Source organism: Yoonia sp. 208BN28-4 (assembly GCF_037543925.1).
Taxonomy (GTDB): Bacteria; Pseudomonadota; Alphaproteobacteria; order Rhodobacterales; family Rhodobacteraceae; genus Yoonia.
Genome location: NZ_JBBIFY010000001.1, coordinates 632,148 through 643,847 on the forward strand (window position 1 = coordinate 632,148; position 11,700 = coordinate 643,847).

Sequence of the window (11,700 nt, forward strand, 5' to 3'; positions counted from 1 at the left end):
TGCCAAGCGCCTTGCCTGTGCGCAGGTGCTGACGCAGTGTGCATCCCAAAGATGCGGAGAACACACGATGATGCGACATGGCGGAAAAATCCTGAGCGACCAGTTGGTCAAGCTGGGCGTGCGGCGGGTGTTTTCAGTGCCGGGCGAAAGTTTTCTGGCGGCACTCGACGGGCTTTATGACAGCGGGATCGCCAATATCGTGTGTCGTCAGGAAGGCGGTGCCGCGATGATGGCCGAGGCCTATGGCAAAATGACGGGCCAGCCGGGGGTCTGTTTCGTCACACGCGGGCCGGGGGCCACAAATGCCAGCGCGGGTGTGCATGTGGCGATGCAGGACAGCACGCCGATGGTGCTGTTTGTCGGGCAGATCGACAACCGCCAGACGGATCGCGAGACGTTTCAGGAAGTGGATTACAAGGCGATGTTTGGCGGGCTATGCAAATGGGTCGCACAGGTAGATACGACCGAGCGGCTGCCCGAATATATCGCGCGGGCGTTTCGTGTAGCCACAAGCGGCAGGCCGGGGCCGGTGGTGCTGGCGCTGCCGGAAAACATGCTGAGCGCGCAGGCTGATGTGCCGGATATGCAGATGGGCGCGCCCGCTTTTGCAACGGCAGGAGACATGGCCTTCTCGGCGGTGATTGCCGATTTGATGGATGCGGTTGCCCCGCTGATCGTGGTCGGTGGACCGCATTGGTCGGCCGAGGCGGCGCAGAACCTTACCAAGTTTGCCGAGATCACGGGGATACCCGTCGCGGCAGGGTTTCGCAGGCAGGATTACATGGACAACCGGCACCCGCTTTATGTGGGTGACCTGAATGTCGGAGTGAACCCCAAGCTGGCAAAGCGGGTGCGGGACGCGGATTGTTTGCTTCTGCTCGGAACGCGGTTCGGGGATATCGAGACGCAGGGCTACACGCTTGTTGATCCGGCAAAGCCGCATGCGGCGATTATGCACTGTCACGCGGATATGGACGAGATCGGCAGGGTCTATGCGGCAGACGTCGGGATTGCAGTCAAAGCACCTGTGGCGATTGCGGGGCTGTTGCAGGCTGTAGCGAGCGATACGCCGTGGGACATGCATCGCGATTGGGCCGCTGGCGCGCGCGCGGATTACGAAAGCTGGTTGGAGCCTGTGGAAAGTCCTGGTGCGGTGAAGCAGGAAGAGGTTGTTGGCTGGCTGTCGGAAAACTTGCCCGATGATGCGGTGCTGACCAACGGCGCAGGAAACTATGCGGCGTGGCTGCATCGGTATTTTGTTTACAAGCAGCACGGGACCCAGTTAGCGCCCACAAGCGGGTCGATGGGCTATGGCTTTCCGGCGGCGGTGTCGGCGTCGCTCGAGTATCCGAACCGGACGGTTGTGTGTCTGGCCGGTGACGGGTGTTTCCAGATGACACTGAACGAGATGTCGACGGCGGTGCAGCACGGGGCCAAGCCGATTGTGATTGTGATGAACAATGGACGATATGGCACGATCCGCATGCATCAGGAAAAGCACTATCCCGGTCGGGTGTCGGGCACGGATATGGCAGCGCCCGATTTTGCGGCCCTTGCGCGCGCGTATGGTGGGCACGGGGAGACAGTGACAGAGGGGGCGCAGTTTGCGGCGGCTTTCAATCGGGCGCAGGCCAGTGGGACAGTTGCTGTGATTGAATGTGTGCTTGATCCAAAGGTGCTGTCGACGGGGGCGTCATTGCCCGATCAAGACTGACGGAAATGAGCGCGCGGTGCGCGCACGCGATGTTTTGCAGAGCCATCCGGCTCTGCGGTTTTGCGCTACCCGCGCGGGGAAGTATTTTTGTCCAAAAGAAGCAGGGCGGCGGTTAGCTGTTCAGCGTCCATTTTCCGGATTGATCGGGCAGGAACGCCTCAATCGCGGCTGTGGCAATAACGGCTGTTTCGCCTGTTTGCGGATTGTGGACGTTGTGGCCGCCATGGGTGGCTGTGACGGTGGCGCGGCCACGTGGAAGCCTGGCGGCAAGTGCATCGGTATTAAGTGCGGACGGGTCTTGCACGCCGACGGTGACCTGAACGCGCATATCCGTGTGGGACAGATCTGTCGTCTCGAAGATCGGCAGGGTGGAATGGCGCATCGCGTCCTCGATCGCGCGGGTGGCTGCCTTTTGATAGTCCATGCCGTGCAGGTCGTTGCCCATGCCCATTTCGATGATGATGCGCCGGTCAGATTTGTGATCGCTCATTTTGTGGGCTCCATATCGAAGGACACGTTGATCGCGGCGTTGGCGATCACGGTGGGTTTTCCGTCAGGCCGCGGAATATCGAGGCCGCCTTGATGCACGGACACGCTGGGCTGGCCATAGGGAAAGATGTCCAGAAGGGCGGCGGTATCGACGGCATCGGGATCTTGCACGGCGATTTCCACGTCGATCAGCATCGCCTCTTTCGGAAATCCGTAAAGCTCGGCCATGTTGATGGAATTGTGCCAAAGCGCATCCTGCAAGGCACGCTTGGCGGCTTGCGTGTAATCCTGTCGGCGCAGGCTGGTGCCCATGCCAAATTCGGTCAGAACGCGGGTTTTGGGCATCGGGTTTCCTATCGTGTGATCTGCTGTGTGGTTGCGTCCCACCGCAGGTTCAGGCGGCGGGCAAGATTGGCGAAACTTTGCGACAAGGCGCGACCGTTGAACCATTGCCCCCATGACCGGACAGGGATCGCGTGGATATCACCAAACCCGTCGACTAACACGCATTCGCGCGGTCCTGTCTGTCCGTCCAGACTGCGCTGGCCAAAGACAAAATTGCGGGGTGTGATATCGCTCGCGCGGATGTCGAATTGGCGTAGGCGCGTCAGTGTGTCGTTCAAAAGTGCAAGATCGGCGTCTGAAAGTGACCTGTCAAGCTGGGGGCCAAGTGCATCGTTTTCAACAACAGCGTCAGTGACACAGGCCAACCCGCGGGAGGTGTGCGCCAGACCATAGAGGTGGCTGATCGGCAAATGCACGGGCGCCCGATGCGCTAGCATGACCCGCGTATATTCAGCATACTCCTTGCGCGCCCAGCGGGTCCGCGTGGCGGGAAATTGTCGTTCGATTGCTGTGGCCAGTGCGGATCGTCCCGCGCTGTCGGCCAGCGGTTTGAGCACCTTGAGCAGGCGCGCGGGATCATGCGGATGGCGGTAAATCCAGCGCTGGGTGCCTTCCGCTACCGGGTCCTGACCGTTGAGGTCGATCATGCGCGGCCCTAGTATTCGACGCCGATCTGCGCCTTGATGCCGGAGCGGAAGGGATGTTTGACCAGCTCCATTTCGGTCACAAGATCCGCGATTTCGATCAGGTCGTCGTGGGCGTTGCGGCCTGTCAGGACAACGTGGGTCATGTCGGGTTTTTGCGTCGCCAGAAATTCAACGACCTCGGCGATATCCACGTAATCATAGCGGATCGCGATGTTGATCTCGTCCAGCAGGACCATGTGGTTGGTCTCATCAAGGATCAGCTCTTTCGCCTTTGCCCAAGCGGCCTGCGCCATTTCGGTGTCGCGCGATTTGTCCTGCGTTTCCCATGTGAAGCCTTCGCCCATGGTGTGGAACGCGCAGGTGTCGCTGAATTTTGACAGGATCAAATCACGTTCGCCGGTGGACATGCCGCCCTTGATGAACTGCACAACGGCGCATTTCATGTCATGCGCGATGCAGCGGAAAATCATGCCAAACGCGGCAGAGGACTTGCCTTTGCCTTTACCGGTATGGACCACGATCAGACCTTTCTTATCAGTCTTTGTCGCCATGATCTTATCGCGGGCGGCCTTTTTCTTGGCCATCTTCATGGCGTGGCGATCGGTGTCTTCGGTCATGGCGCGGGGTCCTTTCGGGGCTAGGGCGAACTTGGGGTGATTTGAGAAAAAGTGCAACTCTGCGGCGGATCAGGCGTTGGGTCAGCGAACAGGGCAGTGTGGCACGGACACGTCAGTTTGTGCCGCAATGTCGCCAAAATTCCCATGCCGTTGGACAAGCGCGGCAGCTAACGCTTTAGGTAGCAAAAAAGAACGGGGCAGTAAGATGCGTATTTTTTCCTTGGTCATTTTCATGAGCTATTTCGGTGTGGCCGCACTGGCGGCGGGCATCTGATCCAACAGACCTGCGATCCGCGCGCGTGCGGAGTTTGAGCGGGGTTGCCAGAGATCGCGGTCGATCGCCTCTTGCAGGCGTTGGGCCATTTCAAGCAGCGCAGGTGCGTTTTTGTCGGCAATAAATTGGCGGACGGTGTCGTCGGCCAGAAACGCCTCTTCGACCAGATCAAAGTGATGGTTTTGCACAGCTCCAGTGGTGGCGGCGAAAGCGAAGAGGTAGTCCAGCGTGGCGGCCATTTCGAAGGCTCCTTTGTAGCCGTGGCGCATGACACCTGCGATCCATTTGGGGTTCACCACGCGGGAGCGCACGACGCGGCCAATCTCATCATCCAGCGTGCGGATCAGCGGGCGTTCGGGGCGGGAATGGTCGTTGTGGTAGATCGTGGGATCGCGGCCTTGGATCGTCGAGATAGCGGCTGCGGCACCCCCTTCGAATTGGTAGTAGTCGTCTGAATCGAGGATATCGTGCTCGCGGTTGTCCTGATTCTGGACGACGGCTTCTGTCTGTGACAGGCGCTGGGTGAAATCGTCTTTGGCGCGGCGTCCATCGTTGCCAGCGCCGTAGGCATAGGAGCCCCATTCGATATAGGCGGCACCGAGGTCGGCTTTGTCAGCCCAGAGTTTTTCGTCGATCATCGCTTGCAGGCCCGCGCCGTATGCGCCCGGTTTGGAGCCGAACACGCGGGCGGTGTCTTCGCCTTGTTTGGCGCGGGCGGCGGCGAGGTTGATGTCTGCGGGCTCGTCCAAGGCTTGAACGGCTTTCGCGGCTGAGTCGACGAGTGCGATGAGTTGCGGGAAAGCGTCGCGGAAGAAGCCGGAGATGCGTAGGGTAACGTCGACGCGGGGGCGGGCGAGGACGGATTGCGGTAGGACCTCAAACCCTGTGACCCGCCTGTTGGCGCTGTCCCATGTGGGTTTGCAGCCCATGAGAGCGAGGGCTTGGGCGATGTCATCGCCGCCGGTGCGCATATTGGCGGTGCCCCAAGCGGTGAGAAGCATGGTGCGTGGCCAGTCGCCGTGGTCTTGCAGGTGCTTTTCGATGAGCAGGTTGGCCGATTTCCACCCCAGTGCCCAAGCGGTGGGGGTAGGGACGGCGCGGCTGTCGACGGAATAGAAGTTCTTGCCAGTGGGCAGAGTGTCGAGGCGGCCACGGGTTGGCGCGCCGGACGGGCCGGGGTGCAGGAATTGGCCTGAGAGGGCGGTGAGCAGGCCAGCGCCCTCGGCGGGGCCGGATTGAGTGACTTTGGGCGTGATGGTGTTTTTGATTTCATCCAGCACGGCGGCGCTCGCCAGCCCTTGCGGGTCTGTCTCGCCAGTGAGGAGACGTTGCGATAATAGCTCGAGCCGTTCGACAGTATCGCCATTCGTGCGCCATGTGTCGGAGGTGAGATGTGTCAGTGCGGCAGGCTTTTCAGGCGCAGGTGCGGCCAGATCACAATCGAGCGGGTCGATAGTGAGGGCCAGATCGGTTGCCAGCGCGCGCAGCAGTGATGCATTGCCACCCTTCCCATCGCCACGCGGTACGCGGGCCAGTGCGATGGTCAGATCGCGGGCAAGGGTGCCTGTGGGCGATTGGCCGAAGATGTGCAGGCCGTCGCGGATTTGTGCCTCTTTGAGTTCGCATAAGTAAGCATCGAGTTTGGCAAGGTCGCCGTCTTTGTCGCCTGTGAAAGCGGCATCTTTGGCAAGGCCCGTGACTTCGGACAAGGAAAGGATTTCACGGCGCAGATGGTCTATGCGGCGGGGGTCCACGCCTGCGGCTTCGTAGTATTCGTCGACCAAGGCCTCGAGATCGCGCAGGGGGCCGTAGCTTTCGGCACGGGTCAGTGGCGGGGTGAGGTGATCGACGATGACGGCGGACGTGCGACGCTTGGCCTGCGTGCCTTCGCCGGGGTCGTTGACGATGAAGGGATAGACGTGGGGTGTGGGACCGAAGACGGCTTCGGGCCAGCAGGTTTCCGAGAGGGCAACGGCTTTGCCGGGCAGCCATTCGAGGTTGCCGTGCTTGCCCATGTGGACGATTGCGTCGGCCTGCCAGTGGTGGCGGAGGTAGAAGTAGAACGCCAAGTAATTGTGCGGTGGTACGAGGTCGGGGGAGTGGTATGTTTCGACCGGATCAATGTTGTAGCCACGCGCGGGTTGTAGGCAGATGGTGGCGTTGCCGAAGGTGTGGATGCTGAGTTTGAAGCCTGCGCTGGTTGCGTCTGCGGGAGCCTCCGGCGGGAGTTGTTCTGGCCAAATGAAGGGGTCAGCCTCCGCGTCGCCCCAGCGGTCGGTGATCTGTTGCTTGACCGTGTAGGGGAGGGCGTTGAAGTGTTTTTGGTAGACGTCGAGAGGGAGGAATGCGCCACCTTCTTTTTCGGCGCGGTCAGTGAGCCAGTTGGTGGGGCCCGCCATGATCTGGCCCATCAGGGCGCTCGCGTCGGCAGGTGGGATTGTGGCGTAGCCTGCGTCGCGCAGAAGGTTCATCACGTGGACCGTTGCGGCGGGGGTGTCGAGGCCGACACCGTTGGCGAGGCGGCCATCCTTATTGGGGTAGTTGGCGAGGACGAGGGCTATGCGTTTGTTTTCAGGTGCTTTATCGCGCAGTGTGGTCCAGTTTTTAACGAGGTTTGTGACGAAGTCGATGCGATCGCCGCGGGCTTGGTAGGTGGCGATGGGGCATTCGGTTGCTTCGTCGAAATACGCCTCGCCTTTGAAGCTTATCGCGCGGGACAGGATGCGGCCGTCGACCTCTGGCAGGGCCACGTTCATCGCGATGTCGCGGGCGGTGAGGCCTTGGGGGTTGTCAGCCCATGTGGCTTCGGATGCGCCGGAGAGGACGACTTGGAACACGGGCGCTTTGTTCGCGGAGGCCATTGTCAAAGGGTTTTGCGGGCTGTCGTCGCCATCGTGCGGAGAGCCGACAGCGAAGGCGGTGCAGTTGAGGATCACGTCAGGCGGTGCGGCGGAAAAGATGGTGTCGAGGGTGGCGACAGAGAGCGGATCTTTGAGGCTGGCCACGAAAATGGGGAGCGGGGTGAGGCCCGCGCGGAGGAGCGATTTGGTGAGGCGGTTGATCGGGTTGAGGCCGCCTCCTTGGACCAATGCGCGGTAAAAAATGATCGGCACAACGCGTGCACCGGACGTGCACCGGGCGTGCACCGCTGTGGCGTCAGAAATGCCTTCACCCGGCCAGTAGATGCCTGCCTTCAGAAGCGGGCTGGCGGCGGGTGGCTTTTCCGAGCCGTCCAGCATCGCGGCGGCGTAGCGCAGGAAGTGGGTGCTGTTTTCGGGCCCGCCTTCGACGAGGTAGGACCAAAGCGCATCGTAGTCCTCGTCGGAACAGGTCGAGAGGCCGCGCAGTTCGGCGTCGGGTTTGTCATCACCGGGCAGGGCCACGAAGGTGACGCCAGCCTCGTGCAGGCGGGCGGCGTATTGGGTCAGACCGTATTTCCAGTAGCCAGCGCCGCCCAACACGCGGGCGATGACAAGGCGAGATTTTGTGGCGCAATCGTCCAGATGCAGATCGACCGACATGGGGTGTTGCAAGTGCATCATGTTGGCCAGCCGCAGCGGCGGCGGTGCATCCATCTGCGCGCGCGCGTCGGACAGGGCGGCCAGTTCGGTATCGGCAGCAGAGATCACCACGACGTCGGCGGGGGTCTGGCCCAGATCGACAGGTTCCTGCCCGTCGGAAATTGCGCCGGGGGTGGCGGCTAGTAAGTGCATGATTGTGGCCTAGATAAAGGGGCAAGCCAAAGGAGATCACCATGGATTACAAAGCAGCAGGCGCGCCCAAGATGGGCAAGAACGCCCCTAAACACCGCGAACACAACCAGCACGGCAGCGCGAAAAAGCCGTTCGGCGCAACCGAGGCAAAAGCGGATTTGTTGTTGCGCATGAAAAAGGCGCAGAACCCGGCCAAGGAAACCAAATACGATGTGCCGTCCGATCCGGCAGACGACACCTATAAGGACGAGGGCCGCAATGTTCCGGGGCGCGCGCGGCAGGATAAGGCCTGAGATCACAGCGGCTTTTCCATAAAGATTGATGATTTGGCGTCAGCGTAATCGCCGAACGCGCCGCATTTTGTAAAGCCGTGGCGTTCGTATAGTCGGTGTGCGGCGTGCAGGACGTTGCCTGTTTCGAGCTTCAGGATTGGCAAGCCTTCGTCACGGGCGGTGTCTTCGATCTGGCGCAAAAGTGCGGCGGCGACCCCTTTGCCGCGTGCGGCCTCGGACACAAACATGGATTTTACCTCGCCGTAGTCTGATTTGATCGCAAGCGCACCGGTGCCAAGCACCTCTTGTCCCTCGCGCGCTGTGTAAAAGCGGATGTGGTCGGCGGTCAGGTCATTGATATCGAGGTAGAAGTTATCCTCTGGCGGGAAAAGGCTTTCCATCAGCGCGTGGCTTTGCTTGAGCAGCGCGGTCGCCTGCGGCTCGTGCGGATCAGTGAGGGCGATGATGATCATGCGGTGAGGGCGGCTGTAATTGCCGCTTGATCGAGGCCTGCTTCACCGATGACGACAAGACGGGTTTCGCGTGGTGCATCGCCGAAGGGTTGGTCGAAGTATGTGTCCACACGGGGGCCGACGGCTTGCAGGGTCTGGCGCATGGGTTTGTTTTCTACGGCGACAAAGCCCTTGAGGCGCAGGATGTTGTGGGCGCGGATGGTGTCGGTGACCTGCGCGGTGAAGGCCTTGGCATCCGCGATTTCACCGCGTGTGACGATGAAGCTTTCGAATTCGTCGTGGCCGTGTTCGTGGTCGTGATGGTGGTCATCATCGTGATGATCGTCGTCGTGGTGGTGATGGTGGTGGACTTCGTGACGTGCGTCCAGATCGCTTTCCGCGCCGATGCCTTGGCCGAGCAGGACGTCGACGGGGAGCGCGCCCATGGAGGCTTTGACCACTTGCACGGCGTCGCGGCTTTCGGATTTCAGGCGGGTGGTGAGGGCTTTGGCCTCATCCGCTGACAGCAGGTCGGATTTGTTCACGACGATCATGTCAGCGCAGGCGATCTGGTCTTCGAAAAGCTCAGACAGGGGTGTCTCGTGATCGAGGTTTTCGTCCTGCGCGCGCTGGGCGTCGACAGCGGCGACGTTGTGCGCAAACTGGCCATCGGTGACGGCGCGGCCATCGACAACAGTGACGACGCCGTCAACGGTGACGCGGGTGGAAATGCCGGGCCAGTTGAACGCGCGGACAAGGGGTTGGGGGAGTGCAAGACCGGAGGTTTCGATCACGATGTGGTCGGGCTTGTCGTCGCGGTCCAGCAGCTTTTCCATGGTTGGGATGAAGTCGTCGGCGACGGTGCAGCAGATGCAGCCGTTGGACAACTCGACCACGTCTTCTTCGCGGCAGGTTTCATCTCCGCAGCCTTTGAGGATATCGCCATCGACGCCAAGGTCGCCGAACTCGTTGATGATCAGTGCGATGCGTTTGCCTTGGGCGTTTTGCAGCATGTGGCGGATCAGGGTTGTTTTACCGGCACCAAGGAAACCTGTGACAACGGTTGCGGGGATTTTTGCGGCCATGGGGACTGTCCTATCTAGGGGCGCTGCGGTAGGGCTGGGCCATGACCGGAACGCTGACAATTTGTGCGACATGTGCGGCGCGTGGTGCGGACCCCGAAGGGGCGGCGCTGGCGGCGGCTGTCGGTGAAGTGGAAGGCTGGACCGTGCGGATGCACGACTGCCTGTCGATGTGCGAGGGGCCTGTGGCAATGGCCGTGCAGGCGCAAGCCAAGGCGACGTATTTATTCTCAGGCGTGCAGGTCGCGGATGCTGCGGACGTGCGTGCGTTTCTGGCGCTGTATGATGCGCAGGGCGACGGGTGGATCACAGATGCCCGTCCGGCGGGGCGTCTGCGATTTTGCCTGAAGGGCCGCGCGCCGTTCATTTGAACTCTGTCTCTGTGGCCAGCGGCACGCCATCTAATGACCAACCGGAATGATCGTTGGCGTTCAGCGTGACGCGCACGGTGACGGGGCCTTCGGTCGGGAAATCGGTCAGATGCACCCACGGGCCATATGCGCGCGCCACCTTTTCGCCGTTGACGTAAACATGGGCGTGGCCACCTCCCGTGACGGGGCCATTGACCGCCTCGGGTGTCCAGTCAAAGCCATCAGCCATGATGTGCAGATTGCGCGATGTCGGGCCATCCTCCAGAAGTGCGATGGACAGATCAGGCGCAGGTGTATCGGTGGGCCAAGGGGTCAGCGCGGAATGGTCATGGTCCATGTCGCTATGGCCTGAATGATCATGGGCGTGGCCTTCCATTTCAAGCGAGCCACCAGCCAAAAGGCCGATGCCACCGCCCAGAAACAGACCGATCAGAAATAGAAGAAGCGCACGCATCGCCTATACCTCGGCCAGTTTGCTGGTCCAGACGGCACCAGCCAGCAGGCCAAGCACGGACCAGACGGCCAGGCCTGTGCCCAGCACGCGGGCGGCAAATTCAGCGCCCAGTTCGGGCGGGGCAGGTCCGGTCAGCGTGTCGGGCATTGGCGCGCCGATGATGTGTGGCATCGCCAAAAGAATGACAGCCGCGCCCCAAAGCGCCCAGTTGCGTCCGAATGTAATCAACCACAGCGCGATGCCGGTGGCCGCCACGGTGGCAAACCACCAGATCTGGCGGGCGGTGACATCAGCCGCGTTCATGCCGGGCAGTTCAGGCGCAAGGCCAAACGCGGGGGCAAGCTGAACGGTGATGAAGCCGGCGATCCCCCAGATCAATCCGCTGCGCGGTGTGATCGGCTCTCCGCGTTCTTCGGCAAGCGACATTACGGCCAGCAGCACAAAGGCATAGCCGACATAGATCAGTGCCGAAAACAGCACCGAGAGGCCGTCGCGGGTGAAATCGATGCTGCCTCCGGACGGAACTTGGGCCGCTGATGCGATGGCCCCGAAGTGGGTCAAAGCGCCTTGTTCAAAAAGCTCGGCGTGCAGCAGGATTGGCTGCACGAACATGAATTGGAGCAGAGCCGCGAACAAGCCTGCGCCAAAGCCAGCGATCAACGCGCTGACAGCGATTTTGGGAAACATAGCTGTGAGGTAGCTAGATTAGTGGCAGGGGAAGCCGGTGGCGTGACGCACATCATGTGCAGCGTCATGCAACGTGGCTGCTTGCACGTGGCCTGCAACGGAAATGATGCCCAGACCGATTACCGCAGCGGCAAGGATCGACAGAGTCGTCGTGGCCGAGGAAGTCTTGGGCAGCGTGGCGGCGCGTGTTGTCGCGTTTTTAGTCATGGTCGTTCTCCTTGTCCCCGTCACACCCGACGGGTTGGGTTTTTACAGTGCAGGGCTGGTCTCCTGGCTTGCGGGTCGATGCGGCTTGTCGTCTTCCCGGTTGCCCAGTGACTTTTTGACAAGCAGCTCTCCGCATACAGTCGCGGGGGCGGCTGTGGCGCGGGGCCTCCCGTGTCAGGATCGGCCCGTTCCACATTCCCATTTCATCCCCGGATGCTTTGCACCGCTTGGGGAACCATGCAGGTTTGTTTGTGCGCCTTTGTCGCAGGCTGCGTCAAGGTGAAAAGCCCATGTACGAGGGTGGGCGTCGCTGTTGCCCGATGGGCAAAGCGCCCCGCCCGCCCTCCCATACGGCTTAAAAGCCGCAATATCTTGT

Annotated in this window: 13 protein-coding genes and 1 riboswitch; of the genes, 3 read left to right on the forward strand and 10 right to left on the reverse strand. The window is 61.1% G+C overall.

Annotated features, from left to right (window positions below):
- The first annotated feature begins 67 nt into the window (after window positions 1-67).
- The gene (locus tag V8J84_RS03210) at window positions 68-1,714 is read left to right on the forward strand and encodes a thiamine pyrophosphate-binding protein (protein ID WP_445285949.1); all 1,647 of its coding nucleotides are present in this window, start codon (window positions 68-70) and stop codon (window positions 1,712-1,714) included.
- Between the two features lie 112 nt (window positions 1,715-1,826).
- Here V8J84_RS03210 and V8J84_RS03215 read toward each other — a convergent pair whose 3' ends face one another.
- From V8J84_RS03215 to cobN, 5 genes are all read right to left on the reverse strand, one after another.
- Window positions 1,827-2,204, reverse strand: a complete 378-nt coding sequence (locus tag V8J84_RS03215; RefSeq protein ID WP_339928159.1) for a Lin0512 family protein — start codon at window positions 2,202-2,204, stop codon at window positions 1,827-1,829.
- Window positions 2,201-2,548: a Lin0512 family protein gene (locus V8J84_RS03220; RefSeq protein WP_339928160.1), complete on the reverse strand. Its 348-nt coding sequence runs from the start codon at window positions 2,546-2,548 to the stop codon at window positions 2,201-2,203. Before V8J84_RS03220 ends, V8J84_RS03215 begins: the two co-directional genes overlap by 4 nt.
- 8 nt (window positions 2,549-2,556) lie before the next feature.
- Complete coding sequence (locus V8J84_RS03225; RefSeq protein ID WP_339928161.1) at window positions 2,557-3,195, reverse strand: YrbL family protein; 639 nt, start codon at window positions 3,193-3,195, stop codon at window positions 2,557-2,559.
- A gap of 8 nt (window positions 3,196-3,203) precedes the next feature.
- The gene (cobO, locus tag V8J84_RS03230; protein ID WP_339928162.1) at window positions 3,204-3,812 is read right to left on the reverse strand and encodes a cob(I)yrinic acid a,c-diamide adenosyltransferase; all 609 of its coding nucleotides are present in this window, start codon (window positions 3,810-3,812) and stop codon (window positions 3,204-3,206) included.
- 237 nt (window positions 3,813-4,049) lie between these two features.
- On the reverse strand, window positions 4,050-7,799 hold the full coding sequence (gene cobN / locus V8J84_RS03235) for a cobaltochelatase subunit CobN (RefSeq protein ID WP_339928163.1): 3,750 nt from the start codon (window positions 7,797-7,799) through the stop codon (window positions 4,050-4,052).
- Window positions 7,800-7,840: 41 nt separating this feature from the next.
- On the opposite strand from cobN, the gene V8J84_RS03240 reads away from it, so the two are divergent.
- The gene (locus V8J84_RS03240) at window positions 7,841-8,092 is read left to right on the forward strand and encodes a hypothetical protein (RefSeq protein ID WP_339928164.1); all 252 of its coding nucleotides are present in this window, start codon (window positions 7,841-7,843) and stop codon (window positions 8,090-8,092) included.
- Between the two features lie 2 nt (window positions 8,093-8,094).
- Here the strand turns inward: V8J84_RS03240 and V8J84_RS03245 are convergent, their stop codons facing one another.
- Together V8J84_RS03245 and cobW are read right to left on the reverse strand one after the other, a co-directional pair.
- Window positions 8,095-8,544, reverse strand: a complete 450-nt coding sequence (locus tag V8J84_RS03245; protein ID WP_339928165.1) for a GNAT family N-acetyltransferase — start codon at window positions 8,542-8,544, stop codon at window positions 8,095-8,097.
- Complete coding sequence (gene cobW, locus V8J84_RS03250) at window positions 8,541-9,608, reverse strand: cobalamin biosynthesis protein CobW (RefSeq protein WP_339928166.1); 1,068 nt, start codon at window positions 9,606-9,608, stop codon at window positions 8,541-8,543. The genes V8J84_RS03245 and cobW overlap by 4 nt, the downstream gene beginning before the upstream one ends.
- Before the next feature lie 41 nt (window positions 9,609-9,649).
- Between cobW and V8J84_RS03255 the strand changes: the two genes are divergently transcribed.
- Complete coding sequence (locus tag V8J84_RS03255) at window positions 9,650-9,976, forward strand: DUF1636 family protein (protein ID WP_339928167.1); 327 nt, start codon at window positions 9,650-9,652, stop codon at window positions 9,974-9,976.
- Here V8J84_RS03255 and V8J84_RS03260 read toward each other — a convergent pair.
- The 3 genes from V8J84_RS03260 to V8J84_RS03270 are packed head-to-tail and all read right to left on the reverse strand — an operon-like array spanning window position 9,969 to window position 11,324.
- A complete protein-coding gene (locus V8J84_RS03260; RefSeq protein WP_339928168.1) occupies window positions 9,969-10,430 on the reverse strand; it encodes a hypothetical protein in 462 nt (153 codons plus the stop codon). The genes V8J84_RS03255 and V8J84_RS03260 overlap by 8 nt on opposite strands.
- Before the next feature lie 3 nt (window positions 10,431-10,433).
- Window positions 10,434-11,117 (reverse strand): CbtA family protein, encoded by a 684-nt coding sequence (locus V8J84_RS03265; RefSeq protein WP_339928169.1) that lies wholly within the window; start codon window positions 11,115-11,117, stop codon window positions 10,434-10,436.
- An 18-nt stretch (window positions 11,118-11,135) separates the two neighbouring features.
- On the reverse strand, window positions 11,136-11,324 hold the full coding sequence (locus V8J84_RS03270; RefSeq protein WP_339928170.1) for a CbtB domain-containing protein: 189 nt from the start codon (window positions 11,322-11,324) through the stop codon (window positions 11,136-11,138).
- A gap of 36 nt (window positions 11,325-11,360) precedes the next feature.
- A riboswitch (cobalamin riboswitch) is annotated at window positions 11,361-11,579 on the reverse strand.
- Window positions 11,580-11,700 lie beyond the last annotated feature (121 nt).

What these genes read in the sequence shown, in the direction of transcription:
- V8J84_RS03210 (WP_445285949.1), top strand. Translation starts at nt 68, where the DNA reads ATGATGCGACATGGCGGAAAAATCCTGAGCGACCAGTTGGTCAAGCTG.
- V8J84_RS03215 (WP_339928159.1), bottom strand. Translation starts at nt 2,204, where the DNA reads ATGAGCGATCACAAATCTGACCGGCGCATCATCATCGAAATGGGCATG.
- V8J84_RS03220 (WP_339928160.1), bottom strand. Translation starts at nt 2,548, where the DNA reads ATGCCCAAAACCCGCGTTCTGACCGAATTTGGCATGGGCACCAGCCTG.
- V8J84_RS03225 (WP_339928161.1), bottom strand. Translation starts at nt 3,195, where the DNA reads ATGATCGACCTCAACGGTCAGGACCCGGTAGCGGAAGGCACCCAGCGC.
- cobO (WP_339928162.1), bottom strand. Translation starts at nt 3,812, where the DNA reads ATGACCGAAGACACCGATCGCCACGCCATGAAGATGGCCAAGAAAAAG.
- cobN (WP_339928163.1), bottom strand. Translation starts at nt 7,799, where the DNA reads ATGCACTTACTAGCCGCCACCCCCGGCGCAATTTCCGACGGGCAGGAA.
- V8J84_RS03240 (WP_339928164.1), top strand. Translation starts at nt 7,841, where the DNA reads ATGGATTACAAAGCAGCAGGCGCGCCCAAGATGGGCAAGAACGCCCCT.
- V8J84_RS03245 (WP_339928165.1), bottom strand. Translation starts at nt 8,544, where the DNA reads ATGATCATCATCGCCCTCACTGATCCGCACGAGCCGCAGGCGACCGCG.
- cobW (WP_339928166.1), bottom strand. Translation starts at nt 9,608, where the DNA reads ATGGCCGCAAAAATCCCCGCAACCGTTGTCACAGGTTTCCTTGGTGCC.
- V8J84_RS03255 (WP_339928167.1), top strand. Translation starts at nt 9,650, where the DNA reads ATGACCGGAACGCTGACAATTTGTGCGACATGTGCGGCGCGTGGTGCG.
- V8J84_RS03260 (WP_339928168.1), bottom strand. Translation starts at nt 10,430, where the DNA reads ATGCGTGCGCTTCTTCTATTTCTGATCGGTCTGTTTCTGGGCGGTGGC.
- V8J84_RS03265 (WP_339928169.1), bottom strand. Translation starts at nt 11,117, where the DNA reads ATGTTTCCCAAAATCGCTGTCAGCGCGTTGATCGCTGGCTTTGGCGCA.
- V8J84_RS03270 (WP_339928170.1), bottom strand. Translation starts at nt 11,324, where the DNA reads ATGACTAAAAACGCGACAACACGCGCCGCCACGCTGCCCAAGACTTCC.